Below are 26,844 nucleotides of genomic sequence, written 5' to 3'. Positions count from 1 at the left end.
TTTTTCTTTGTATTCTTTCATAAAACACATATACTTTGCAGTCCACCTAATTGATAATGATTATCATTACTAATTGTGTGGTTAATGTTATTTTATCTATTTAATTAATTATTCAGTATTTTTTATGAAAGGAATTTAATATGATTTATAAAAAGGTAGGTTTGTTACTATTTCTAACCAGTTTTACTGTTCAAGCTGATCAGTCAATCAATGAGAATAATGAAACAAGTAAAAATGAAGAACAAGAAAAGCAATATAAAAAAACTAAAGCTGACAATCAAAGTAGTAGCGAAGATATAAATGATGTTATTACTGTGATTGCTAGTGCAAATAAACAAAATGAACTGAAAAAAATAAATAGTGTTATTGCTGGTCGTTCAACGCTTTCTTCGGGTTTAATAGAACAAAAACAAGCTGACAATGTTGCGGAATTATTAAATACATTGCCTGGCGTAAGCTCGGCCGGTTCAGTAAGGCAGGGTGGGCAAACATTAAATATCTGGGGGTTTGGTAAAGTTGAGGATGTTAAAATTATTGTTGATGGCTCACAAAAAGGATTCCAAAAATATCAACAAGGTTCAGTTTTTATTGAGCCTGAACTACTTAAACAGATAGAAGTTAATAAAGGTCCCCATGATGTGAAATTTGGTAATGGGGGATTTGGTGGGGTTATTAGAATGGAAACCAAAGATGCAATTGATTTGCTTGAACCCAATAAATTAGCTGGCGCATTAGTTAAATATAGTTTTCATTCTAATAACCATCAAAATATGGTTACCTCTGCTGTGTATGGCAGAACCGAAAATGATATGTTTGATGGACTCGTTTACTATACTAACCGTAATAGCGGTAATTTTAAACGTCCAGATGGGTCAAGATTTGAGTTTTCGAAAGATGACATGGACTCTTATATGGCAAAACTTAACTTTAGGCCCAATGAAGAAAACACATTCACTGTGTCAGGCATTCGTTCTAAAGTTGATTCATGGCAACCATGGGCGGCAAAGTACGTTGAAAAAATGACGCCTCCGACAGCTGCACAAATTGAAAAATATGGTTATCGAGCAGCTTGGTTAAGAAAATTAGTTAAACGTGATCAAACCGATGAGTCGGCGCAATTTAAATGGAATTACCAACCAACGTATAATCCTTTGGTTAATTTTACTTTACACACAACCTATTCCAAAACAAAGCAAAATGATAATCGACCAGAAAAATACAATCCAGTAGCTGCGCTAGGAACAATGGGAAATAGAAGTTGGACAAGTTATACCGATAAAACTGTAGAACTTGAAAATATTAGTATTTTTACTACTGGTGCTATTGATAATGCATTAAAAATTGGTGCTCAAGTGCATTTACATGATCGTGATACGTTGATGTATTATAAGAATTACGCCAATAAGCCTAATTATCATAATGGTTATTTCCAACCAGCTTATATGCCTTCCGGTAAACAACAAAATTATAGTTTTTATATTCAAGATGAACTTTCTATTGATAACTTTGTCTTAACACCAAGTCTTCGCTACGATTATGTACGTAATCACGGACAAAAAAATTATGCATCAGCTTATAATGATCCTGATCCTCGCTTTGGACATGATTATTCTCCGGTTAGTTATTCTGGTTGGACACCAAGATTTGGGGCTTATTGGCAAACAACTGAAAATGTTGGGTTCTTTGGCGATATCAGTTATGCTTGGCAAGCACCAACAATTGATGAAACTTATGAGGTTCAATTTACACCTAAAAATGGTGGATCAGGTAAGATTACAGCGACCAGCCGAAATCTTAATAAGGAGCGTAACTTATCAATTAGAGTAGGGAATATACTCGACTTTAACAACTTATTATTAGAAAACGATAAATTACAAGTTCGTAGTACCCTGTTTAGACAGCGTGTCAAGGATGAAATTTTTGTTACTCGAGGATTTAATAACTCAATTTGTGGTCCGGGTAGGGCGTGCCCGCTAGGACAACCTAATTATCGTAATTTACCGGGTAAATTAGTGGTAAACGGGTTTGAATTAGAAACTTTCTATGACAGTAAATATTGGTTTGCAAGTGCCACCTACTCAATTCAAAAAGGAGAAAGAGATACGGCGCCTCAAGCACCATGGATGCATCATAAAACCTATGTCGCAACAATTGCACCACGCACGGCAACATTAACAACGGGTTTTAAAATCCCAGAATGGAATCTTCGAGCAGGTTGGAATGCGCAATTTGTTAGAAAGCAAGATCGCACAGGGCATGAAGATAGAAATCATGACGGTTTTGCTGATCTTGGTGCTTATTCTTTATCACCTTCGTCGGGTTATTCACTACATAACTTATTTGCCACTTGGCAACCAACCTTTTTACCAAAAGCAGAAGTAAGATTTTCTGTTGATAACCTATTTAACAAGGATTATCGGCTTTATTTAGGCGAAAACACCTATGGGCTTGCACGTAATTTTAAAGCGAGTGTTTCATACCGATTTTAAATTTTGTTAAAATTTAAATACTGCCAGTTTACTGGCAGTTTAACCAAATTGGCCGTTAAATCTGTTTACCACTTACCAGCAGTTGAGCCGCCATCAACAACCATAACTGTGCCTGTTACAAAATTGGAATCAGTTAAGTACATCACCGCGTTAATAATGTCTTGCACATGTCCGATCCGATTGACAGGCGCCATGGATTTTAAAACTGTTTGAACTTGAGGATCCGTTGGGTGCATTGGAGTTTGGATAATGCCTGGCGCAATGCCGTTAACCATAACCTGACTTGATGCTAATTCTAACGCTAAGCCTTTTACAGCACTATTAATACCACCTTTGATCATAATCGGTAGTAAAGCCGGAACAGTCAAATTGGGTTGCATAGCAATGGCAGCAGTGATATTGATGATATGCCCAGATTGATTTGCCATCATATGTTTAGCGGCAGTTTGTGCAGGGTAGAAAAACCCTTTAAGGTTTGTATCAATAATAGTGTTTAAATCATCTTGCGTATAATCAATAGCGGGTTTAGAAATAAATATGCCTGCATTATTGACTAAAATATCGACTTTACCAAACCTTGCGATAGCGTGTGAAAAAAGTAACTCTGCTGTTTGCGGTTTTGCAATATCCCCAGCAACAAGTAATAGATTGTCGGGCTCACCTAAGTTTATGGCAGCCTGTTCTAAACGGGCTTTATCTCGACCATTTGCAACGACATTGAAACCTCGTTCAAGGTAGGCTTTAGCAATCGCAAAACCAATTCCACTTGAAGCGCCTGTTACAATAACGGTTTTGTTTCCTTTATTCATTTAATTTAATGCCTGTTTTGTCTCAAAAATGCGGATAATTATATAAGAGATGGATTGAAATAGGAATTCGATTGCAGAAAGTAAGTAACGATATTTACCTGTAGGCAACCAATAAAATCCATTTGCTGCTGGTCTGTTTAAATCAACGCATAAGATATTGTTTCGATCGATTAATCCAAATCACTAGAAATAAGGTGCGCCCTAAACTGAACAAAATATAGGAAAACCACAAACCATTATTTCCCCAAATTGGCACAAAAATAGATTGAGCAATCAACCAAAGTAAAAGGGCAAGAATCATGGAATCTCGAATAGCAGAGGTATAACTAATTCCCGAAAAAATGCCATAATAGATCAATCCACCCGCGACGACAATCGGGAAAATGATTAACCATAATTGATATTGGAGGCAAAGATCAATAATGTCGGTTTGATTGGTTAATAATTTTATTATGGTGGTATCTAACGCAAACCAAATTGTAATTAAAATTACAGGGCAAATAATACATGCTTGTAGTGACCAACGTAAGGTTTGATTGTATAGGACTATATCTTTGGTTCCTTTAGCTTTACCACTAAACACACTTGACGCATTAGCAAAACCATCAAATAAATATGCCATTAAATAATGAATTTGAAACAATACCGCATTGGCTGCTAACACGTTAGTACTAAAACTTGAACCAATTGAAATAAAATGATTGGTAACTACCAACAGGCAAATAGTTCGAATCATTAAATTGGTATTAACCAACATGACTTCTTTCAATGATTGCCAAGAAAAAACCGATTTCAAATCAGTTTTTTGGTGTGATTGGGGTAAATAGCGAACAATAAATCCGATCCCTAACAACGTACAAATCACTTGCGCACTGAACGTTGCCAACGCCACGCCTTGAATATCGAAATGAAACCCCCATACCAAAATGGCTGCCATAAGAATATTGAGCACATTAATTAACACCTGCAAAAACAGTACAGCTTTTATTTTTGATATCCCCATTAACCAACCAACAAGGACATAATTGATGAGTACAAACGGCGCACCCCAAATTAAAATCGAAAAATAAATATCGGCATAATGTCTAACCTCATGATTAGGTTTGATGACTTGCATCGACACGCTAAAAATGAATTGCTGAAAAATAATAAATAATATGCCCAACACAATAGCAATAAACAGGGGACGGATCAGCGAAGAGCGCAGTAATCGTGGATCGTTTAATGCTTGAGCTGCAAATCCTGTGGTACTCACACGTAAAAAGCCAAACAACCAATATAGCGTATTAAAGATAACTGCACCAACCGCTATACCAGCAATAAATGCTGGATTAGATAGATGACCGACTAAAGCGGTATCGACCACACCTAATAATGGGGTTGTGATAGTTGCAATGATAAAAGGAATAACCAATGCTAAATAATCTTTAAAACTAAGCTGGCTGTTTGATTGTATTGTCATAAATTCAGAAACCTAATATAGATTCTAGAAGTTGTTTCAAATACGCATGTTAACATCACCTAATTGTTCAACAATTTGTCCTTGATAAAAAACAGTACTCGATCATATAGATAGGTGATTGTCGTTAAATCAGCGAAATAAAGCTACTGGTTAAATGTAATTGTTTTTATAAATCGGTCAATAACGATAATATTTGCGTTTATGCGAACAATACAAATACGCTGTAATTGGGCCGCCACGCATTTTGTCAACGAATTGATAAACAAAAATATAATTTAAACCAATGTGCTTTGACAATTATCCTAAATATTTTACGTTAGTTAAACGGCTAGTTTTAGAGTAATAAGTTATATAAAATTACCTATAACAAGGATGGTTTTTAATCACTTTACAATATTAACATTCAATTGCAATCGTATAAAAGTGTGAAATTAAAATCCAAGCTTCAAGGATAAATGATATATGGAAAAACTGGTTAGAAATCGAAATTTAGTTTTATTATCTCTGTTTTTTTTACTTTATGGCGTAAATGTTTTGTTCATTATTTACGTATTAAATATGGACTCTCGTTGCCCCGATTATTTATTGAGTATTGAGTTGGTATTGGTGTGCACGATGTTATTAATCCAGCTTCTTTTATTTTGTTCTATACTATTTGATATAATTATTTTACCTGATCATGATCGTTTTTCTTCTTATATTGGGTTGTTTTACGGATTAGTCGTTTGTTTCATCGCTTTTTTTCTTGCTTTATTTGTGCTTTCAATGCTAAGTGTTGGTTTGGATGTTTTAGCTTTCGCTTTAGTCATACCATTTCATTTCTGCCTAGGCGTTATAGGTTATTTTGTCCTACTTCTCATTAAACTTTTTAAAAGTCTTTACTTGACGTATAAACAAAAAAATAGACTTGAGCATTGAATTACTGTCCTTTTTACTAGTCTACTATTGAATAAAAAAGGACTAGTTCTATCTCGTTTTGATTTATCTATCTAATTTCAATTGAAAAAAAAGAATTGTTCCTGATATAAGCCGTGAAAGCTAAACAGTGTTAGGTTTTCCTTAATGCATGGTTAAATAATCAAACATTTAATATTGAATTGCTTTATAATACACATGAATAATTCATTTTTTACGTTTATTTAGGAATCCTTTCATGTCATTTGACTCTCTTGGCTTAGATGCCAAGATTTTACAAGCTATTGAAGAACAGAACTATACCGATCCGACCCCTATCCAACAACAAGCTATTCCGGTAATATTGTCAGGTAAAGATTTAATGGCCAGTGCTCAAACTGGTACGGGTAAGACGGCAGGTTTTGGCTTACCGATTTTGCAGAAATTAGTCGAACAGCAAGCAAAAACAAATAATCGATCTGAACCTAAAAGGGGCAAACGTCCTTTATATGCCTTGATCTTAGCACCAACTCGTGAACTTGCTGCGCAAATTGGGGAAAATATTCGTGACTATAGTCGCTATCTAGCTGTTCGATCATTAGTGGTGTTTGGTGGGGTAAGTATCAATCCACAAATGATGAAACTTCGCGGTGGTGTAGATATTTTAATCGCCACACCCGGACGATTATTAGATTTAGTTCAGCAAAATGCAGTTGACCTTTCAACCGTTAAAATATTAGTTCTGGACGAAGCTGACCGTATGCTTGATATGGGCTTTATTCATGATATCCGTCGTGTGATCGCAAAGTTACCAAAAAAACGTCAAAATTTATTGTTTTCAGCGACATTTTCGGATGAAATTAAATCATTAGCCAATACGCTTTTGCATTCACCCGAATCGATCGCTGTAGCCAAAACTAATAGTGCATCAGAACAAATTACTCAATATATTCATCGAGTTGATAAACGCCGTAAACGTGAACTTCTTTCTTATTTGATTGGCAAAAATCAATGGCAGCAGGTGTTAATTTTTACCCGGACGAAATATGGTGCTAATCATCTTGCTGAACAGCTCACCAAAGATGGTATTAAAGCTTCGGCAATTCATGGTAACAAAAGTCAAGGAGCAAGAACCAAAGCCTTAGCGGACTTTAAGTCGGGACAAATACGAGCGCTGGTTGCTACCGATATCGCGGCCAGAGGTTTAGATATTGAATTATTGCCTTATGTTGTTAATTATGAATTACCTCAAGTGGCAGAAGATTATGTGCATCGAATTGGTAGAACAGGACGAGCTCAAAATCAGGGGCAGGCGATATCATTAGTTTGTATTGATGAGCTTGCTCAATTAAAATCAATTGAGAAATTGATTAAAAAAACCATTCCAGAAATTTTTACTCAGGGATTCGAAGTCGATCCTCGAATTAAAGCCGAACCCGTAAAAAAAGTGACAGCAAAACAGGTTCCGGCAAAAAGAAGACGTGTTAATCAAACGCGAACTTCAAAAAATAATCAGAATAGTATGACGCAATCTAGCCATCATACATATTCTAAAACTCACTAAATTTTCTAAAGTAGAAGGATATTATTATGGCTAAAGTTAATCGCAGTCGTCGTTTAAGAAAAAAATTGCATATTGAAGAGTTTAAAGAGTTAGGTTTTACTGTCAGTTGGTCTTTTGACGAAGGGACGAGTGAAGAAACCATCGATTCTGTTGTCGATCAATTTATCATTGAAGCGATACAAGCAAATGGTTTGGCCTACGAAGGCAGTGGGTATTTAAGTTGGCAAGGTATCATTTGTACGCAAAAATTGGGTAATTGTACCGAAGAGAACCGTGACGTTGTCACTAAATGGCTTGAAAACCATGGTTTAAAAAATGTCAAAACTAGTGAATTGATTGATATTTGGTGGGATGAACTAGATTTTTAATCATTTAATTCGATAAATAATAAAATAGCCACTAACGTGGCTATTTTTTATTAATGAAACAATATTATTATTCAATCCCTTGGCTACGCAAGTAATCTTCATAATTACCGGTATAATCAATCACTTTTTCTGGGGTGATTTCGATAATACGAGTTGCAAGTGAGCTAACAAATTCACGGTCATGCGAAACAAAAAATAGCGTTCCTTGATAAAGCTCTAATGCCATATTTAACGATTCAATCGATTCCATATCAAGATGATTGGTTGGTTCGTCCATGACAATGATATTTGGACGTTGCATCATTAATTTACCAAATAGCATACGACCTTTTTCACCGCCAGATAATACTTTAACTTGTTTCTTTATATCATCTTGTGAAAATAGTAAACGCCCTAAAATACTTCGAACCGCTTGTTCATCATCGGTTGGTTGTTTCCATTGACTCATCCAGTCAAATACCGTTAAGTCTTCTTCAAATTCATATTCATGATCTTGGGCATAATAACCAATATTGGCATTTTCTGACCATTTAATATCACCTGATTCAGGTGTTAGTTCGCCCATTAACGTTTTAAGTAAGGTTGATTTACCAATACCATTAGTCCCCAAAATAGCCACTTTTTCACCGACCTCAACCATTAAATTAAGATCTTTAAATAGTGGTCCGTTATCAAATCCTTTGGTGAGATTTTCAACGACAAGTGCATTACGGAATAATTTTTTATCTTGCTCAAAACGGATAAATGGATTTTGCCGACTAGAAGCTTTAACTTCTTCTAATTTAATTTTTTCAATCTGCTTTGCGCGTGATGTCGCTTGTTTTGATTTTGATGCGTTAGCACTAAAGCGACTAACAAACGATTGTAATTCATTAATTTGTGCTTTCTTTTTGGCATTATCGGCTAATAAACGCTCTCTGGCTTGCGTTGATGCCGTCATGTAATCATCGTAATTACCTGGATAGATGCGCAATTCACCATAATCCAAGTCTGCCATATGGGTACAAACCATATTGAGAAAATGGCGATCATGCGAAATAATAATCATGGTACTTTCACGTTCATTAAGGGTATCTTCTAACCAACGGATAGTGTCAATATCAAGGTTATTGGTTGGTTCATCTAATAATAAAATATCGGGATTAGAAAACAGTGCTTGTGCTAAAAGGACTCTTAACTTCCAACCTGGCGCTATCTCACTCATTAATCCATAATGTTGTTCAATGGGAATACCAACGCCCAATAATAATTCGCCTGCGCGAGCTTCAGCACTGTAACCATCCATTTCGGCATACTGCGTTTCTAAATCGGCAACTTTAAAACCATCTTCTTCACTCATTTCGGGCAGAGCGTAGATGCGATCACGCTCTTGTTTAATTTGCCACAGTTCAGTATGGCCCATAATGACAGTATCAAGAACCGTGAATGTTTCAAAGGCGAACTGATCTTGACGCAATTTACCTAGTCTTTCATGTGGATCTAAAGCAACATTACCTGAAGTGGGAACTAAATCACCACCAATAATCTTCATAAAAGTCGATTTACCACTACCATTGGCACCAATAAGACCATAGCGATTACCATTACCAAACTTAACAGAAATGTTTTCAAATAAAGGTTTACTGCCAAATTGCATTGTGATGTTATTTGTACTTAACACTTATTTATACTCTCGAATTGTTAAGGCTATTTTGCTCAAAGCCATGTTGTAAAATAGCCAAAATATAATTTGGCGCACATTATGCCATAATTAATCGTTATTGAGGATTATTGTTTAGTGTTTTATATCTCCCTTTTATTGGTTATTTAATGTGGTCAATGATGGTAAACATTTAAGTTTAAATTCTGTTTACATTCAAGGCGCGGATTGATACCATGCCTGCCTGATCATTATTACTTTAGATTAATTATGCTATATCTTATTATTGTGACAATTGTCTGGTCGTTTTCTTTCAGTTTTATTGGCATTTATTTAAGTGGACAAGTGGATACTTGGTTTGCTGTGGTAATGCGTGTACTTTTAGCATTTGTTACTTTTATTCCTTTTTTTCGTATCAAAAATATTTTGCCAAAACAGATGGTATCGTTAATGGGGGTTGGCGCATGTCAATTGGGCATTATGTATTTTTTTTATTATAATTCTTTCCAATATATTTCAGTCCCAGAAGTATTACTCTTTACTATTACTACCCCTATTTATGTCACAATTATTTATGATTTATTGCAGCGCCATCGGTTAAGACTGTCGTATTTATTAACGGCTGTTATTGCTGTTGTTGGTGCAGCAATAATTCGTTATGATCATATTAGTAGTCAATTTATTATTGGATTTTTATTGATTCAAGGCGCGAATATTGTGTTTGCATTAGGGCAGGTTGGTTATAAACGAATCATGGAACTCTATCCACTGCCGCAACATCACGCTTTTGCGTGGGTCTATTTAGGCGCGATTATAGTTGCAAGTATTGGCTGGTTAATATTTGGCAATTCATCTAAATTGCCGACGAGTAGCATACAATGGTGGATTATTGTATGGCTTGGAGTTGTGGCATCGGGGTTATGCTATTTTTTATGGAATTATGGTGCGACAAAAGTCGATTCTGGCACCTTAGCCATTATGAATAATGTGGTTATACCAACAGGTATTTTAGTGAATGTTGTTATTTGGCATCAATCGATTGATTGGGGCCGTTTTTCACTAGGTAGTGTCGTTATTGTTTTTGCTTTGATTTTGCATCATAAATTCAAAAAATTAGAGGCAAATTAATTTTTCTAAGCAAGCTGTAACATTATGGATAGAATTAACGGTGTTGTCATGGATGATAATGCCGTTGATATCAACAAACTTGAAGCAATTGGACCTTGTAATACAGCAAATTGCCTTGCCATCATATAACAATTGATGGCAATCGACACAGAACTTAATAGCACAACGACTTGTAATTCTAAAGTTGGTAGCCCAATGAGTTTACCTAAAATATAGGTAACAATGGGTAACACCGCTAATTTTAATGTACAGATTGCTGTCGTAATCAAAATATTATCGCGAAGCTTATATTCGGCAAGCCCCATGCCTAATACGATTAGCGAAAGTGGTGCAGTCATATCGCTAACCATTTGGCTTGATTGGTTAATAAATTTTGGCAAAGGAATTCCAGAGTAATTTACAATAAGACCAAAAAAAATGCCGATAATGATAGGGTTTTTTGATACTTTTTTAAACGCTTGCAGTATGCTCTTAAACGATAGTTTACCTATTTGGACAAATTCAATCGATACACTAGCCAATGTCCATAAAATTAATGCATTAAATATAACAATGATGGCAACGATTGGGATAGCACTATCGCCTAACAACATTTTAATAATGGGGATGCCGACAAAAACCGTATTTGTGTAAATGCCGCCCATTGCAAACATCGTACTTTCACTGCCATTTAATTTAAATAATTTAGATGCAATAACGCAACCAATAGCAAACACTATAAATGTACCACCAAAAAAGACTAATAATAGCTTAATATCAATATGCGAGTGCTCAGAAAAATGACTCATTATCTGAAATAGCATAATTGGAAACGCTATATAAAATGTAAATTTGGTTAAGCTATCAGTCACTGTTTTTTGCCATTTACCCAATTTAATGGCTAAGTAACCCAATAAAATTAAAATAAATAGAGGCAGCGTTGCTAAAAATTGTAACCATAAGGTAAAAAGGAATTCCATTTGATCATTCTACATTAAGTTAATGCTTTCGCGTGAAGTACCATTCTAATTCAGTTGAACGTTTGGCATCAAACTGATAGCCTTCCAAATTAAAATTTTTAATATCCTCGCTGTTATCAATGCTATTTTTTATAATAAAGCGACTCATTAATCCACGTGCTTTTTTAGCATAAAAGCTGATCACTTTATATTCATCTTTGCTTTTATCTAAAAAAACGGGTTGAATAATTGTTGCTTTTAATTGTTTTGGTTTGATCGCTTTAAAATATTCATTTGATGCTAAGTTGAGTAACGTTGGTTTTGGTGTTTTAGCTAATTCTTTATTTAGGCTATCAGTTAATTGTTCACCCCAAAATTGATAAAGATTGGTATTTTTACCATTTTTTAAGCGAATTCCCATTTCGAGGCGGTAAGGTTGAATTAAATCAAGCGGCCTTAAGATACCGTACAGTCCCGACAAAATTCTTAAATGAGACTGAGCAAATTGTAACTCTTTCTCATTAAAATCCTGAACATGAAGTCCTTCGTAAACATCACCTTTAAATGCCAAAATAGCTTGCCTTGCATTTTCAAGATTAAAATCACTATGCCAATTTTGAAAACGTTCATAATTAACTTCAGCTAAGTTAGAACTTATAGCCATTAATTTAGACAAATCTTCAACGTTCAATTTTTTACAATCCATAATGAGTTTTTCTGATTGATGTAAAAATTGCGGTAAAGTATTTTGTTTGGTAATAAGTGGACTTTGATAATCAAGTGTTTTTGCAGGGGAGATAACTGTAAGCATATATTCATCACCTATTGAATTTTGTCTGATTTAGGTTTATTTTACACATAATCTTATCAAAGAAGGAGCAATAAGATGAATTTAATTAAAAAAGATATACATGAAATTCGTGCGTGGGCTAGTGTTCGTGAAACTTCAATTGAAATTGCAGAAGCTATTTTTGAATTAGCCAATCACGATGAAAAGTTAGCTGAACAAATTTGGTCAGAAGGGAGTGATGAGGTTTTAAAACTTGCTTTTTCTAAAACTAAAGCAGACAAGCTATTTTGGGGTGAGCAGACTATTGAGCGAAAAAATATTTAATATCTCATCATCAATATCGTTATTCATCAATAAGATTGCATAAATCAATTGATGCTGTACCTTCATTATCAGATATGAACAATATGTTAGGTATGTGATGATAAATAATCAAAAATGAGAATAGTTACGTTAATTGTAGTGTTAACATTGAATTTATCATCCTTTAGTATTTTTGCCTCTACAACTGCTGACTTGGCCGATAAAATGATAGCCCAGCTTGACGAGTGTGAGGCTTTTTCACAATCAGATCGATTAGTGTGTTTACAAAAACAGGCTAAACAAAGCCAACTTGCTTTACAGCAGGCGGAGCAAAACGCTTTTAATTTACTTTCAAAATGGGATGACGATGAGCAGTTTACGCTTTTAGCTAAACGCAAATTGACTCTATCTAACGAAGCGTTTGCTCATTATCGTGATGTACATTGCCAATATTTCAAATCTTTAGGCGGTGGTGCAATAACTAATGCACTTGAAATGCGGCGTTTAACTTGTGTAACCAAACTTAATTATCGCCAAGCCGATCACCTTGGTCATGAACTTTCTGATCTGAATTTAAAAAATAAATAAACCAAGGTTACTATAATAAATAGTTGAATAGCCAACAGTTGAGCTATTCTTATATTGAGTACAAAAACAAAAATAATAGATAGATTTTATGAACATAACCTTTTTAGGCACCAGTGCCGGCTCACCAACGGCTGAACGTAATGTTAGTAGTATTATGCTAGATGTTAGGCAAGAACGAGGGCGACTCTGGCTTTTTGATTGTGGTGAAGCCACACAAATGCAGATGCAAAAAGCGAAATTTAGCTTGGCTAAATTGGAGGTGATTTTTTTAACCCACCTGCATGGTGATCATCTGTTTGGCTTACCGGGTGTGTTAACCAGTCGTTCTTTACTGCAGAATCAATCACCTCTAACATTAATTGCCCCAAAAGGGATCAAGCGATTTATTGAGACAGTAATTGAAGTCAGTCAATCTTGGTTAACTTATCCACTAAATATTATTGAATTAGAAGCGGATGGCACTGTTTTTGACGATCATCGGTTTTGCGTTGAAGCTAAATTATTACAACATCGTGTACCGTGTTTTGGTTATCGAATAATCCAAAAAGATCTACCTGCAACGTTAGATATTGATAAATTACAGCAAGATGGGATTCATATTGGTTCGTTTTACTCATCCTTGAAGGAAGGAAAAACCGTCACGCTTGAAGATGGGCGAGTAATTGATGGGCGTGATTATCAAGGCGATATTCGAAAAGGTAAAAAACTGGCAATTTTAGGTGATACAATACCTTGTGATGCGTCAGTTGAATTGGCTAACGATGTTGATTTGCTGGTGCATGAAGCTACACAGGAAGATGCCTTAAGTGAGAAAGCCCTTGAGCGTGGGCATTCAACTACTGTTCATGCAGCCACAATTGCAAAACAAGCTAACGCTAAACGCCTAATCATAACGCATATTAGCCCTCGTTATAACGCAAAAGATAATCAAAAATTAGTGGATGAAGCGAAAACAGTATTTGCGAATAGTGAGATCGCGACTGATTTTGCCACTTTTCAAGTTTAATCTGGTTTACCGTTATTGCCGGATTGTTCGCTACTGCATCAATTTGGTAATAAAGGGCAATTAGATCTAAAAACCATAGATATTTTTAAATAATATTTAGGTGCCTTGGTTGTTTTATTTTTCTGTTTAAAAATAGAATCATATGTACCAATTTCAATGAAAAATTCGCTACATTGTTGGTAATTTAAGTTATATTTTTAACCGTTAATAGCTTTATTTAATGATAGGCATGAATGTACTTTAATTAAATAATTTAAATTAGCATTCCTAAATTTTTCATCCAAATTACATAATTGTCTGCACTTTTTTCGATATCGTTTTGTGTAATTTTATCTGGGTAGTCTGGCTCATTATTTGCGCCATAAATCGCAAAAAGGGGCTGATAATCAGCTTGAACATAATTCATTGTTAATTCGAATGGTCTTAGAATTTGCTCGAGCGTATATTTATACTGTCCAGATTCGCAGTAATCAGCTTTTTTTATGCCCGCTGAAACCGCTAATCCTACTTTTTTATTTGTTAATTTGTTTCCTGAAGAACCAAATGCCCAACCATAAGTCATAACCTCATCGAGCCACTGTTTTAATAATGGCGGACAATTAAACCAATATATTGGAAATTGAATAACTAAGTTTTGATGATTTTCAATTAAGCTTTGTTCGAAACTCGGATCAATTTTATAAGAGGGATAGTGTGAATAAAGATCATGTAAGGTTATTTGATCATGATATTGATTTAATTTATTAAACCAGCATCGGTTAACCTTTGAAGAAGCTAAATCTGGATGAGCAATAATCACTAAAGTCCGTTTCATTGTCAATATTCCTTATCTATTTATAATTGAGCCATAATAGTCTTGATACCATTATTTTTAAAGTACGGTAATTACAGTTATGTACTATCGTTAGGGAGAGTGTAAACATGGAAAATCATCATTGTGCCGAAGATCATTTTGAGAATAGTGGATTTAATTACACACTTTCAATGATTCGAGGTAAGTACAAGATTGTTATTCTTTATTGGTTAAACGAAAATCAACCATCAATGCGATTTAATGAACTTAAACGGAGTATCAATAACATTTCGTTTAAAACGCTAAGTAATACTTTAAAAGAGATGGAAAGGGATAAATTGATTTTCAGAAAAGAATATCCGCAAATTCCCCCTAAAGTGGAATATGGGTTATTAGACCGAGGTAAGTCTTTGGTACCGATTTTAGATAGGCTTTGCCAATGGGGAAATAACCATAAAAATGACACATTAGCATAATTCAAGATAACTTTATTCGCCGACGGAGTCGGCGTGTTTCTATGGTTAGATGCAAAAATCTTTAATCAAATTTTCAATCGTTACTTTTGTTGGTTTTATAAAATCCATTGAAATAAATTCGTCAGGTTGGTGAGCTTGTTCAATCGAGCCAGGTCCTAAAACAATGGTTGGCGCAATTTGATTTAAATAAGGCGCTTCAGTACTGTAATTGACAGTTTGTGCTTGATGACCCACTAAATTTTCAATGTGCTGCAATGCAGGGTGATCTTTTTTACATTCGTATCCTGGAATGGGTGATACTTCATATTCTACTGAAATACGATTAGGGTATTTATCCATAACGGGTTTTAATGCTTCACATAGCGCATTATATAATGTGTCAACATCATTATCTGGTAATACCCGAATATCAATAATTAATTCACAACAGCCACAAATGCGATTAGCCGCATCACCGCCATGAATCACACCTAAATTCAAGGTAGGATAGGGCACACTAAAGCCATCATTATGATATTGTTCTTTGAATTTTTGTTTAAGGATTAATAGACGTTCAATAGCTAAATGCATCACTTCAATTGCATTAATGCCTTTGTCCGGATCGCTTGAGTGCCCAGACTTACCAATAACTTTAATTGAATTGGATAAAAAACCTTTGTGAGCTCGGATAGGAATTAATGATGTGGGTTCGCCAATAATTGTGCAATCAGGTTTTAATTGAGTTTGTTTAGCAAAAAATGAAGCACCAGCCATTGAGGTTTCTTCATCTGCGGTGGCTAGTACATAAATTGGTTTGGTGAGTTTTTTTAGATCAATATCTCGCAAAGCATCGAGAATGAAAGCAAAAAATCCTTTCATATCAGCGGTACCAAGTCCATATAACTTATTATTTTCTTCAGTTAATTTGAATGGATCTTTTGTCCATTGCCCATCATCAAATGGCACTGTATCACTATGACCACTTAATAATAAGCCACCTTGAGTTTTATTGTTACTATTTGAATACGTTGCGAGCATATTAAACTTATGACGCGTATTTGGGACAGCTTGAATTTCGATAGTAAATCCAAGCTCTTCAAACCAATTGGCTAATTTATCTATGAGTGGTTTATTGGAATAATCTAATTTAGCATTGGTTACATTACTAATGGTTGGAGTCGAAATAAGTTCGTTATAAAGTGTTAAAAAAGAGGGAAGTGTCATAAAAATCACCTTGTGAAAAAAATCTTAATGTCGAATAATCGTTCTCGCAAGCATACCACTTACATTATCATTTTCCTATATACAACTAAATGGTTTCATTAATTATTTTATAAGATGAATTTCAATTTTATAAAGTTTTAGTCAGATAATATTAAACGTTATAGTCGATAACGTGCTTTGATACAAAAATAGTTAATTTGTAGATAGCGGATTAATACATTATTTGAAATAAATTAGATAAATCCATGGTGTAGATAATAAATACGTATTTATCAAAGAGGGTTAATTTACCAATAATTGATTAATAAGCTTTCTGAATTGAAGTACACTTTTCTTTATGATTACTCATGTTTTTTAAACATCTTTGATGTTTTAAATTAAATTTTTTAGCTTTTACTGCCTTTGTTTTTATAGTTGATTTTATTTATAAAAAACATCTGATATTATTTAACTCATGTCGATGCATTATGCATATAAAACACACATTAACGTTATGAAATTTATAATATAAATAATCAGTTTAAAATGGGATGTAGGTCATGAAACAAATAAGTAAGAAATGGGGTCTTATTGTTGTTGTCGTTGTTATTGGTGGTGGTATCTTGTGGCAACAATTAAAAACTGATGGATTTGGCCCAGATTTTGTAAGTGGCAATGGTCGTATAGAGGCGACAGAAATTAATATTTCAACAAAGCTTGCTGGCAGAATCGAGAAAATTAGTGTTAATGAAGGTGATTTTGTTAAAGCAGGCCAACCATTAGTTATTATGCAAACCAATACCTTGCAAGCTCAATTGAACGAAGCACAAGCTCAATATCGACAGGCCATAAGTAATGAAGCAAGTTCCAAAGCCCAAGTCTCACTAAAAATGAGTGATAAAGTCGCTGCTCAAGCTGATGTGAATCAACGGGAAAGTGATCTCGATATTGCTCAAAAGCATTTACAACGAACAACAACTCTTTACCAAAAAGGGGCATTATCTATCCAACAATTTGATGACGATACCGCAAAAGTGAATAGTGCAAAAGCGGCGTTAGATTCTGCAAAATCCCAAGTGACAGCCGCTGATGCTGCTATTGAGGTTGCTCAAGCAGGTGTGGATAGTTCTCATTCAGCGATTAATGTTGCTAGTGCTAATATTACAAAAATTCAAGCAGATATAGATGATAGTACATTAACCGCCCCTGTTGATGGGAGAATTCAATATCGTATAGCACAAGTTAGTGAAGTATTGCCTGCTGGTGGAAAGGTTTTGAATCTGGTTAATTTATCCGATGTTTACTTAACTTTCTTTTTACCCGAAACCATAGCTGGAAAAGTAGCGATTGGTGATGAAGTTAGATTAGTCTTAGATGCGCTTCCAGATGTTGCGATTTCGGCTAAAGTTTCATTTGTCTCTAGTGTGGCACAATTTACCCCTAAAACTGTTGAAACCAAAGATGAGCGTCAAAAATTAATGTTCAGGGTTAAAGCTCAACTAAGCCCAGAATTATTACAATGTTATCTTACTCAAGTTAAAACTGGTGTGCCTGGCGTTGCTTGGGTACGGATCGATCCTAAAACTCCGTGGCCAGCTAAGTTATCTGATGTTGCTAAATGTCCAACTAAATAATTGGAGATAGCTTATGTCAGAATCAGACAATAAAGATTTATCTATCGCTCATAATGTTAAATCGATAGATGACGCAGTGGTAACCGTTTCAAATGTGACGTTGCATTATAAAAAAACCTGTGCGTTGAATAATGTGAGTTTACAAATTCCACCAAAGTGCATGGTAGGATTGATTGGACCTGATGGGGTAGGTAAATCAAGTTTATTGTCACTCATTGCTGGTGCACATGTTATTCAAGAAGGGTTGGTGTATGTTTTAGATGGTGATATGCACGATAAATCACATCGCAATAAAGTTTGTACCCGTATTGCTTACATGCCTCAAGGCTTAGGTAAAAATTTATATCCAACATTATCCGTTGAAGAAAATTTACAATTTTTTGCTCGGCTTTTTGGTAATGATGCGGCCGAACGGCGACGTCGCATTGATGAATTAACGCATAGCACAGGACTTTATCCATTTTTATCCAGACCTGCCGGTCGTTTATCTGGTGGGATGAAACAAAAAGTTAGTTTATGTTCTGCTTTAATTCATGATCCTGATTTATTAATTCTTGATGAGCCTACAACAGGGGTCGATCCGCTTTCACGTGCTCAATTTTGGCAACTGATTAACAAAATTCGTTCGCAAAGGCCACAAATGAGCGTGATTGTAGCTACTGCTTACATGGATGAAGCGCAAAATTTTGATTGGTTAGTTGCTATGTATGGCGGAAAAATCCTTGAAACTGGAACGCCTCAATCGCTATTAAACCAAACTGGAAAAGATAATTTAGATGATGCTTTCATCCAATTAATGCCAGAAGATGCAAAACAAGGTTATCAACCCGTCGAAATTCCACCCTTAGATCTTTCAAAAGATTTACAAGTAGCCATCGAAGCAAAAGATTTAACTAAACAATTCGGTGATTTTATCGCTGTTGATCATGTTAATTTTTCAATTAAACAAGGGGAAATTTTTGGCTTTTTAGGATCTAATGGTTGTGGCAAATCAACAACCATGAAAATGCTTACTGGTTTATTACCGATTTCGTCAGGGCAAGCATGGTTATTTGGTAAGCCAGTTGATGCCAGTGATATTAATGTCAGGCGACACTTAGGTTATATGTCACAAGCTTTTTCATTGTATAGTGAATTGACGGTTGAACAGAATCTTGTGTTGCACGCTCGCCTATTTGGTATCACAGAAAGCAAAATACCAGAACGCGTTGAACAATTAGTTAAACGTTTTGGACTCGAACAACATAGGCAAAGTTTACCTGATAGTTTACCTTTGGGCGTTAAACAGCGGTTATCACTCTCTGTTGCTGTTGTGCATAATCCTGAAATTCTTATTCTCGATGAACCCACTTCAGGTGTCGATCCTATAGCCCGTGATGACTTTTGGCGTTTAATTATTGAATTATCAAGACAAGATAAAGTTACTGTCTTTATTACTACCCATTTTATGAACGAAGCAGCAAGGTGCGATAGAATATCGTTAATGCATGCTGGTAAAGTATTAGCAAGTGATACCCCAGATAATATTATTGCGTCAAAAAAAGCTAAAACACTAGAAGAAGCTTTTATTGATTATTTAGTTGAAGCAGGTGCGGATGATAGTCATGCCGATGAAAATTCAGCAACGAATGCTAAAACGGTTACTAATGATCAAGATCATACTCAAGAGCAGCATCACCTTCGAGGCTTCAGCTTTACTCGCATGATTGGTTGCTTATGGCGTGAAACTTTAGAATTATCACGTGATCCACTTCGCGCATTATTAGCCTTGTTAGGATCAGCGATCTTAATGCTCGTGATGGGATATGGAATAACGATGGATGTTGAGGATTTACGCTTTGCAGTATTAGATCGTGATCAGAGTGAGCTTAGTCAAAATTACACGCTTAATTTGTCAGGATCTAAACGCTATTTTATAGAACAGCCTCCTTTAACTGACTATAATGATATGGATGCAAGATTACGCAGCAATGAGATAGCGCTAGCTATTGAAATTCCACCAAATTTTGGTCGAGATGTGCAACGTGGTGATCCGGTTGATATTGCTATATGGATTGATGGTGCTATGCCAATGCGAGCTGATACCATTAAAGGCTATGTTCAAGGTATGCACCTTGCTTGGTTAAGTGAAAAAAACAAAGAAAGCTCCAGTTCACAATCATCCAGCTTAGCTAATATTGAAACTCGATATCGCTATAATCCCGATATTAAAAGCTTACCATCGATGGTACCAGCCGTTATTCCAATTTTATTGCTAATGATTCCTTCTATGTTGGCGGCATTATCTGTCGTTCGTGAAAAAGAGATGGGCTCAATCATTAATTTATATGTCACGCCGGTAACACGGGCTGAGTTCTTATTAGGTAAACAAGTTCCTTATATTATTATTTCTATGTTTAGCTTTCTATTGCTATTGATTATGGCAATTACAATATTTGGGGTGCCAATTAAAGGTAGTTTGTTTACTCTATGTTTAGCTGCTTTTGCTTATTGTATTATTTCTACAGGATTTGGATTGTTAGCATCAACCATAACACGCAGTCAAATTGCCGTTATCTTCTTGACTTGTGTTGGAACCATGCTACCTGCTATACAGTTTTCTGGATTGTTAAATCCCGTCGCCTCGTTAGAAGGGAGTGGTCTATATATTGGTGAAGTTTACCCTACAACCCATATGCTAATTATTGCGCGTGGGATATTCAATAAAGCATTAAATTTTGTTGATTTGCATAACTCTATTTTGGCTTTATTAATTACCATACCAATAGTGCTTGGTGCTAGTATTTTTCTGCTTAAAAAGCAGGAGGGGTAGATCTTATGCAAACGTTAATCAACATTTATCGTCTAGGTATAAAAGAGCTATGGGGATTATTACGCGATCCTATTATGCTCTTATTAATAGCCTACTGTTTTACCTTTGATATTTATATTGCTGCAACTGCGACTTCAGATTCCTTACATCATGCGTCAATTGCGATTGTTGACGAAGATGACTCGCCCTTGTCCAGGCAAATTACTGCGGCGTTTTATCCACCTATGTTTAATAATCCTGTTAAATTATATTCAATGAAGGATGTGGATCGGGGTATGGATACGGATAATTATACCTTTGCATTAAATATTCCGCCTAATTTTCAACGAGATGTACTTAATAACCAAAATCCAGAAATACAACTTAATATTGATTCAACGCGAATGGGACAAGCTTTTGTTGGTAATGGTTATATAACACAAATTATTACAGGTGAAATTACTGAATATGTGAATCGTTATAGCAAAGCGACAAATCTACCCGTTAACATTCAAGTGCATACCGCTTTTAACCCAAACTTAACCCGATCATGGTTTGGTTCTGTTATGGAAATCATTAATATAGTCACTACGTTATCGATTATTTTAACGGGGGCAGCTTTAATGCGAGAAAGGGAACATGGCACCATTGATCATCTTCTTTCTATGCCTGTCACACCATTTGAAATTATGCTTTCTAAAATTTGGTCAATGGGATTAGTTGTGCTGGTTTCAACTTGGGTCGCTTTATTATTGGTTGTACATAGTTGGTTAAGTGTACCTATAGCAGGTTCAATCAGCTTGTTTCTTATTGGTGCTGCTTTACATTTATTTGTGACAACGTCACTTGGTATCTTCATGGCAACAGTAGCAAAATCAACAGCTCAATTTGCGATGTTGCTTATCTTAATTTTGTTACCATTACAAATGTTATCAGGCGGAAGCACTCCTCGAGAAAGCATGCCAGAGATTGTTCAAAATATTATGATGATTGCGCCAACTACTCATTTTGTTGAGTTAGGACAAGCTATATTATATCGTGGGGCTGGTCTAAGTGTGGTGTGGACTTCTTTCGCGTGGTTATTAGCTATTGGTAGTGTGTTTTTTATCATCTCCCTCAAGCGTTTTCGAAAATCAATTGTCAATATGGGATCGTAATTACATATTTTATACCCCAGTTTCTGGGGTTAATAACATAAACCCATTGATTACCTTAACATTTCACATTGTGATTATTCAAAAAATTACTATTATTGAAATATATAAATGCAATTAAACTTTCTTTACCAAATTGTGTTTCATCTTTTTATTACTGTTATGCTATTTTAAAAAAATAGCTAGTCCAGCTCGTATTTATTAATACATTAATTTCTTCAAATAAATTAATGTATTATCTATGGATTTAACTTGTGTAAGGGTGTTTTTTATGGTATTATATAGTGGTAAAGCAGGCAGCAGGCATACATTTGTTGTATAACAAACAGTCTGTAATTGAAAAAGGCTATTGTTGTAAATTATTTTATTCTTTTCTTAAAAATCTTGATCAAAAATTAATACGCTTACTTTATCGTCTTATTGTCCATCTCTTTTGTCACAAAATTAAATTTTGTTTTAAGGTATTTTTACTGTTAGTCATGACATTAATGTTTAGTCAGTTAAGTTATGCGCTAACTTCAAAAACGGTACAAATAATTCAAGGTAATAAACCCTATCTAGATTTAGATGATTTGTTTAGTTTCAAAGCACCGATAACTAAACAAGGCGTTATTAATATCACGCCTTCAAAATCAAACGAAATACTTTGGGTATCGGCCAATACTAAATTTAATCAGGTCGAAACGAAAGTCATTGCTGACGGGGTGGCAAAAAATATTTCTACCATAGAAGGATTACATTATGGTGATATCGATGGTGATGAATTTACATCAATAAAAGATGTTAATGAAAAACCACCCGTCTTGGGAAAGCTGACAGCTATTTGGAGTTATAAAGATTATGATGGTACGACTAAAACAGTGACCGCAGATCAATTAAATAGCATTATGGATTCATGTCTAAGCCCTTATACTTTAACCATTAGTTCTAATAATATTAGCGTTCAAACAAAATATGGCATTCCCTATATTAATGACTATGGCAGTTTCAGCAAAATCTATACAATAAAAGTTGATGAACAACAAATCTGCCATATTAAACCAGGTAGTTTGAGATTTTTTGACTCTTCACGACGAGATCAATATAACACATGTAATTCAACCAATTGTAAATTTGCCAATGGTTATAATCCAGCGGTTTTTCAACCTTATCGCGGTTACTCTCCTACAGCATCAAAAAAATTTCCAACAACAGGATTCAACTACGCAAATTTCACACTCAAAATGAGTAATGCACAGACTGATTATAGTTTTTCTTCAAGTAATCCATCTTTAGCGCCAATTACGAGTGAGGGGGTTGTTACACTTAGATCTGACAATCGTCCTACTATTCCATTTACCATAACATTAACCGCTAGAACAAAAGTTGGTGCACCGCTCGAACAAAGAACATTTAGCTATACGTTTACAGTGAATAAATGGGCTCGCCCACTTCCGAGTACACAGTATAAAATGTCAGATACCATGAGCTCGGGCGATAATATATTTCCTGCTGCCAATGCTTGTTCAGGAAAACCAAATGGATTAGGTGTTATTAGTGCCTCTGTTGCAGCGAGTTATTTCTATCCAGTTACAGATTTAACCAATGTACCTAGTGCTAAATACGCTGTCACAGGACATGGAACAGGTTCCTTACCTGCATGGATTAAAAATAACGAAGAACGTTTATCAAGAGATATTGATGGTACGTTTGCTGGAGAGTGGGGCGAGTTATATAAAGCTTATCCTAATAGTAACTTTGATACCTCAACAGGTTGTACTTGGACTAATCAAGTATACATGGACAAAATGATGTTTAGTACTGATATTGAAACAGGAGCCATAGGTTATAACTTATTACAGTTAGCACAGGGATGTACACCGATTTGTCGATAAAAATATTGTGAAACTATATACTTAGTTCCTATTTTATAGGAGCTAAGTTGTAATGGTTAGTTAGGTGTATTTTTAGATGCCTCATTAGTTGCAAGTTAGCTACTATATAGGTTTAAAGCAAGAGACTTACACCTATATAGTCTCTTTATTGGAACGACTATTTTGTGTACAAACTTAAACATCGCTACATAGCTGTATGAATTAGTAATATTAGATGCGATTTTAATTAGATCTGAAATATTGACTTTCAAAACATGAATAACACAATTGAATGATTGTTCTATTAACACCATCTGCATCTTAATATTTACAATCAAATAAATTTACTATTAAATCATGGTGATAGTTTGCAATGATTTGATTCTTCGACACTAAAGCTTTTAAAAAGGTCGATTCTGACTGATTAAGCAATTCACTATCTAGTCTGTGTTTTATATCTATTAGCAACAAAATTTAAGCAAACGTAAACCGTTTATTTATTATTTTATTTAGGATATTAAGTTGATATTAATCAATATCATAAATTGATTATGATGTAAACTTTATGTTTATTTAACTAGCGGTAATTCATCCCAGCGCGTAGTGTAACGTTTACTGAGCAGTTCTCTTTTAATTTGCCAAGGTGCCGTTTTTCTATTACCCCCTAATTGAATGGTATTTTTGCCCATTTTTTGATTAATGTTATCGATTGTTTTCATTAATTGATCACTTTTTTGTTGCGAGTTAGGCGCAAGCTCAGAACTAAATAAGTCAGTTTGACAGAAGTTATCTTTTACCTTTAAATCAAGTAACATTACACCAGCTTTCATAAACAAAAAACCTTTTCTATAAATAGCCTGTAACCCTTTTTGTGCAGCGTGAATAATGAGTCTTGTATCATCAGTTGGTGTTAATAAAGGGACTACAATTGAAGGATTATATTGCATTAAATCTTGACGAAAGCGGTTGGTTTTCAAAAAGACTAGCACCGCATTAGCAATAGCGTTTTGCTGTCTTAGTTTTTCAGCTCCCCGACTGGCATGAATGCGAATGGCTTCCTGTATATCAAATAGTTCCCCAGTTAGTTGTCCAAAACTTCGCGATGTCATGATGTTTTGTTTAGGTGTGTTGAGATCATCTAATTCAATGCAGTTAACACCTTGTAGCTCGAGTACTGTACGTTCAAGCACGACTGAAAATTGTTGCCTAATCTGTTTTAAATTTGCTTGACGTAGATCCCATGCGCTATGAATATTTAACGTTTGTAATTTTTGGGCAATACGTCTACCCACACCCCAAATCTCTTCTACTGGAAATGTTTTTAAAATTTTATCCAATAAAACAGGCTTGTTAGGAAGGTGGTAGACCCCTTGATATTTAGCTTGTTTTTTCGCTATATGATTTGCTAATTTTGCTAAAGTGTGGGTTGTTGCAATACCAATGCTGACAGGAATACCTGTATCTCGTTTTACAATTGTTCTTAAATTTTGGCAATGTGCTATCACATCGTTAAACCCATTTAATTGAATAAAAGCTTCATCAATGGAGTAGGGTTGAATATCGGTAGTATAATGACCGACTGTATTAAAAACCCGTTGGCTCATGTCGCCATAAAGTTCATAGTTAGAGCTTAATAAGGTAATGTGTTTACGGATTTTGGGTTCAATTCGATATGCGGGCATACCCATTGGTACTAATGGCTTAAGTTCATTTGAGCGAGCAATAACACAACCATCATTATTGGACAAAATACCAATTGGTCTTTTTTCTAGTTTTGGGTTAAAAACGCGCTCACACGAAGCATAAAAGTTATTACAATCAATCAAACCAATCATGTGTTGCCACGCTTTCGTAAGGAGTGAATCGTATGTATTACTACGCCCCAAATATGTACCTCTTTACCCGCTAGCGAAATAGGCGGATAAAATTCATTGCCCGATAATAAATGGTGTTGCCCATTAATAATCCCTAAACATTTACAGGTTAATTCACCATCAACTGCGGCGACCACAATATCTTCTATCTGCGGCATTAAAGAGCGATCTACAACTAGCAGATCACCACTATAAATGCCGTAATTAATCATTGAATCGCCTTGTGCTTTGATATAATAGGTTGCGCTTGGATGTTTAACTAAGTGATCGGTAAGATCAAGCTTAGTTTCCAAATAGTCATCCGCTGGAGAAGGAAAACCCGCTCTGACGGGCGTATCAACCAAAGGTAAATGTTTTTTTACTGAACCATCTACCATGCCAAGCACAATAATAGAAACTTTACGCAAGCATACTCTCCTAACATAATTTATCGATACTAACAGAATTACATCTATTTAATTCGTGATAAAAAACGAATAATACTGTATAAATATACAGTTTATTTTTGAGGATTCAATAAAAACTAGTGTAAATAGATCGAAATGGACTAAATAATAGCCAAAAATTAATATGTTTACTGCTAGGTTAGCCGATATAGTAAATGAAAAAATGATGGCTAAATGATCTTAATTTAAATTGAGTTAAACAACGAATAATCGATAATTTGCCTATAAAATTTATGCCTTATCTTTGCGTACCAATAAATAATTTACATTATATTGATTAATCGTTAATTAATTTTAAAGATAATTGTCATAAATACTGTTACCTTTTGATGATTATTTTGCGGTTTTTTTGTAAAATAACAAACCAGCTTAATGATAAATAAATAGATATAAGTCAATTAAATAAATTGATTTATTATCGACTGAACATTTACACCAATAATCTATACTTAGGCTATACTTTAAGGCCTTTTTGTATAGATTTTATTTTTACTATAATTTAACACTCATCTTTTTGATTTTAATAACATTATATTTTATATTGATTTAAAAAAATTCCTTTGACATAAATCGGACTAAGTTTTAATGGTTTTTTCTTTTTTTAAGAATCTTACTAGGGCTTGCTTAACACAAGGTAGATCGGAATAAGCTATAATAGCGCCC

21 protein-coding genes are annotated in these 26,844 nt (G+C 34.8%); 12 read left to right on the top strand and 9 right to left on the bottom strand.

Annotated features, from left to right (window positions below):
- Window positions 1-140: 140 nt before the first annotated feature.
- On the top strand, window positions 141-2,489 hold the full coding sequence (locus J3U56_RS06315; RefSeq protein WP_267367094.1) for a TonB-dependent hemoglobin/transferrin/lactoferrin family receptor: 2,349 nt from the start codon (window positions 141-143) through the stop codon (window positions 2,487-2,489).
- Window positions 2,490-2,554: 65 nt separating this feature from the next.
- Here the strand turns inward: J3U56_RS06315 and J3U56_RS06310 are convergent, their stop codons facing one another.
- Window positions 2,555-3,298 carry an SDR family NAD(P)-dependent oxidoreductase gene (locus J3U56_RS06310; RefSeq protein ID WP_267367093.1) on the bottom strand — a complete coding sequence of 248 codons (744 nt, stop codon included), beginning with the start codon at window positions 3,296-3,298 and terminating at the stop codon, window positions 2,555-2,557.
- 142 nt (window positions 3,299-3,440) lie between these two features.
- A complete protein-coding gene (locus tag J3U56_RS06305) occupies window positions 3,441-4,760 on the bottom strand; it encodes an MATE family efflux transporter (protein WP_267367092.1) in 1,320 nt (439 codons plus the stop codon).
- A 1,153-nt stretch (window positions 4,761-5,913) separates the two neighbouring features.
- On the opposite strand from J3U56_RS06305, the gene rhlE reads away from it, so the two are divergent.
- Complete coding sequence (gene rhlE / locus J3U56_RS06300; RefSeq protein ID WP_267344091.1) at window positions 5,914-7,218, top strand: ATP-dependent RNA helicase RhlE; 1,305 nt, start codon at window positions 5,914-5,916, stop codon at window positions 7,216-7,218.
- Window positions 7,219-7,244: 26 nt separating this feature from the next.
- Window positions 7,245-7,586: a YggL family protein gene (locus tag J3U56_RS06295; RefSeq protein ID WP_267347683.1), complete on the top strand. Its 342-nt coding sequence runs from the start codon at window positions 7,245-7,247 to the stop codon at window positions 7,584-7,586.
- A 67-nt stretch (window positions 7,587-7,653) separates the two neighbouring features.
- Here the strand turns inward: J3U56_RS06295 and J3U56_RS06290 are convergent, their stop codons facing one another.
- Window positions 7,654-9,246, bottom strand: a complete 1,593-nt coding sequence (locus J3U56_RS06290) for an ABC-F family ATPase (protein ID WP_267332873.1) — start codon at window positions 9,244-9,246, stop codon at window positions 7,654-7,656.
- A gap of 249 nt (window positions 9,247-9,495) precedes the next feature.
- Between J3U56_RS06290 and J3U56_RS06285 the strand changes: the two genes are divergently transcribed.
- Window positions 9,496-10,353 (top strand): carboxylate/amino acid/amine transporter, encoded by an 858-nt coding sequence (locus tag J3U56_RS06285; RefSeq protein ID WP_267367090.1) that lies wholly within the window; start codon window positions 9,496-9,498, stop codon window positions 10,351-10,353.
- Between the two features lie 5 nt (window positions 10,354-10,358).
- Here J3U56_RS06285 and J3U56_RS06280 read toward each other — a convergent pair whose 3' ends face one another.
- Window positions 10,359-11,312, bottom strand: a complete 954-nt coding sequence (locus tag J3U56_RS06280; RefSeq protein ID WP_267344093.1) for an AEC family transporter — start codon at window positions 11,310-11,312, stop codon at window positions 10,359-10,361.
- 19 nt (window positions 11,313-11,331) lie between these two features.
- Window positions 11,332-12,102, bottom strand: coding sequence for a peroxide stress protein YaaA (yaaA, locus tag J3U56_RS06275; protein WP_267347687.1), 771 nt, complete (start codon window positions 12,100-12,102; stop codon window positions 11,332-11,334).
- Between the two features lie 75 nt (window positions 12,103-12,177).
- Between yaaA and J3U56_RS06270 the strand changes: the two genes are divergently transcribed.
- From J3U56_RS06270 to rnz, 3 genes are all read left to right on the top strand, one after another.
- Window positions 12,178-12,405 carry a YccJ family protein gene (locus tag J3U56_RS06270; RefSeq protein ID WP_065633582.1) on the top strand — a complete coding sequence of 76 codons (228 nt, stop codon included), beginning with the start codon at window positions 12,178-12,180 and terminating at the stop codon, window positions 12,403-12,405.
- Window positions 12,406-12,552: 147 nt separating this feature from the next.
- Window positions 12,553-12,972, top strand: a complete 420-nt coding sequence (locus J3U56_RS06265) for a hypothetical protein (RefSeq protein ID WP_267367088.1) — start codon at window positions 12,553-12,555, stop codon at window positions 12,970-12,972.
- Window positions 12,973-13,060: 88 nt separating this feature from the next.
- Entirely contained in the window at window positions 13,061-13,978 is a 918-nt protein-coding gene (rnz, locus tag J3U56_RS06260; protein WP_267367086.1) for a ribonuclease Z, read from the top strand.
- A 253-nt stretch (window positions 13,979-14,231) separates the two neighbouring features.
- Here the strand turns inward: rnz and J3U56_RS06255 are convergent, their stop codons facing one another.
- Complete coding sequence (locus J3U56_RS06255; RefSeq protein ID WP_267367085.1) at window positions 14,232-14,792, bottom strand: NAD(P)H-dependent oxidoreductase; 561 nt, start codon at window positions 14,790-14,792, stop codon at window positions 14,232-14,234.
- Window positions 14,793-14,899: 107 nt separating this feature from the next.
- On the opposite strand from J3U56_RS06255, the gene J3U56_RS06250 reads away from it, so the two are divergent.
- Window positions 14,900-15,247, top strand: a complete 348-nt coding sequence (locus tag J3U56_RS06250) for a winged helix-turn-helix transcriptional regulator (protein WP_267367084.1) — start codon at window positions 14,900-14,902, stop codon at window positions 15,245-15,247.
- 45 nt (window positions 15,248-15,292) lie between these two features.
- Here the strand turns inward: J3U56_RS06250 and argE are convergent, their stop codons facing one another.
- Complete coding sequence (gene argE / locus J3U56_RS06245) at window positions 15,293-16,450, bottom strand: acetylornithine deacetylase (RefSeq protein WP_416379705.1); 1,158 nt, start codon at window positions 16,448-16,450, stop codon at window positions 15,293-15,295.
- A gap of 539 nt (window positions 16,451-16,989) precedes the next feature.
- Between argE and J3U56_RS06240 the strand changes: the two genes are divergently transcribed.
- From J3U56_RS06240 to J3U56_RS06225, 4 genes are all read left to right on the top strand, one after another.
- Complete coding sequence (locus J3U56_RS06240; protein ID WP_267344098.1) at window positions 16,990-18,063, top strand: HlyD family secretion protein; 1,074 nt, start codon at window positions 16,990-16,992, stop codon at window positions 18,061-18,063.
- Window positions 18,064-18,076: 13 nt separating this feature from the next.
- On the top strand, window positions 18,077-20,875 hold the full coding sequence (gene rbbA / locus J3U56_RS06235) for a ribosome-associated ATPase/putative transporter RbbA (protein ID WP_267367082.1): 2,799 nt from the start codon (window positions 18,077-18,079) through the stop codon (window positions 20,873-20,875).
- A 5-nt stretch (window positions 20,876-20,880) separates the two neighbouring features.
- Entirely contained in the window at window positions 20,881-22,011 is a 1,131-nt protein-coding gene (locus J3U56_RS06230; protein WP_267367080.1) for an ABC transporter permease, read from the top strand.
- 281 nt (window positions 22,012-22,292) lie between these two features.
- Window positions 22,293-23,882, top strand: coding sequence for a hypothetical protein (locus J3U56_RS06225; protein ID WP_267367079.1), 1,590 nt, complete (start codon window positions 22,293-22,295; stop codon window positions 23,880-23,882).
- 548 nt (window positions 23,883-24,430) lie between these two features.
- On the opposite strand, the gene J3U56_RS06220 is transcribed toward J3U56_RS06225, so the two are convergent.
- The gene (locus J3U56_RS06220; protein ID WP_267367078.1) at window positions 24,431-25,696 is read right to left on the bottom strand and encodes a Y-family DNA polymerase; all 1,266 of its coding nucleotides are present in this window, start codon (window positions 25,694-25,696) and stop codon (window positions 24,431-24,433) included.
- A complete protein-coding gene (locus J3U56_RS06215; RefSeq protein WP_267344102.1) occupies window positions 25,693-26,142 on the bottom strand; it encodes a LexA family protein in 450 nt (149 codons plus the stop codon). Before J3U56_RS06215 ends, J3U56_RS06220 begins: the two co-directional genes overlap by 4 nt.
- Between the last annotated feature and the right edge of the window lie 702 nt (window positions 26,143-26,844).

This window comes from Gilliamella sp. B2824, from assembly GCF_026536245.1.
Taxonomy (GTDB): domain Bacteria; phylum Pseudomonadota; class Gammaproteobacteria; order Enterobacterales; family Orbaceae; genus Gilliamella.
Note: the sequence above shows the minus strand (reverse complement) of the source record. Positions and strands in the feature narration are given on the sequence as shown.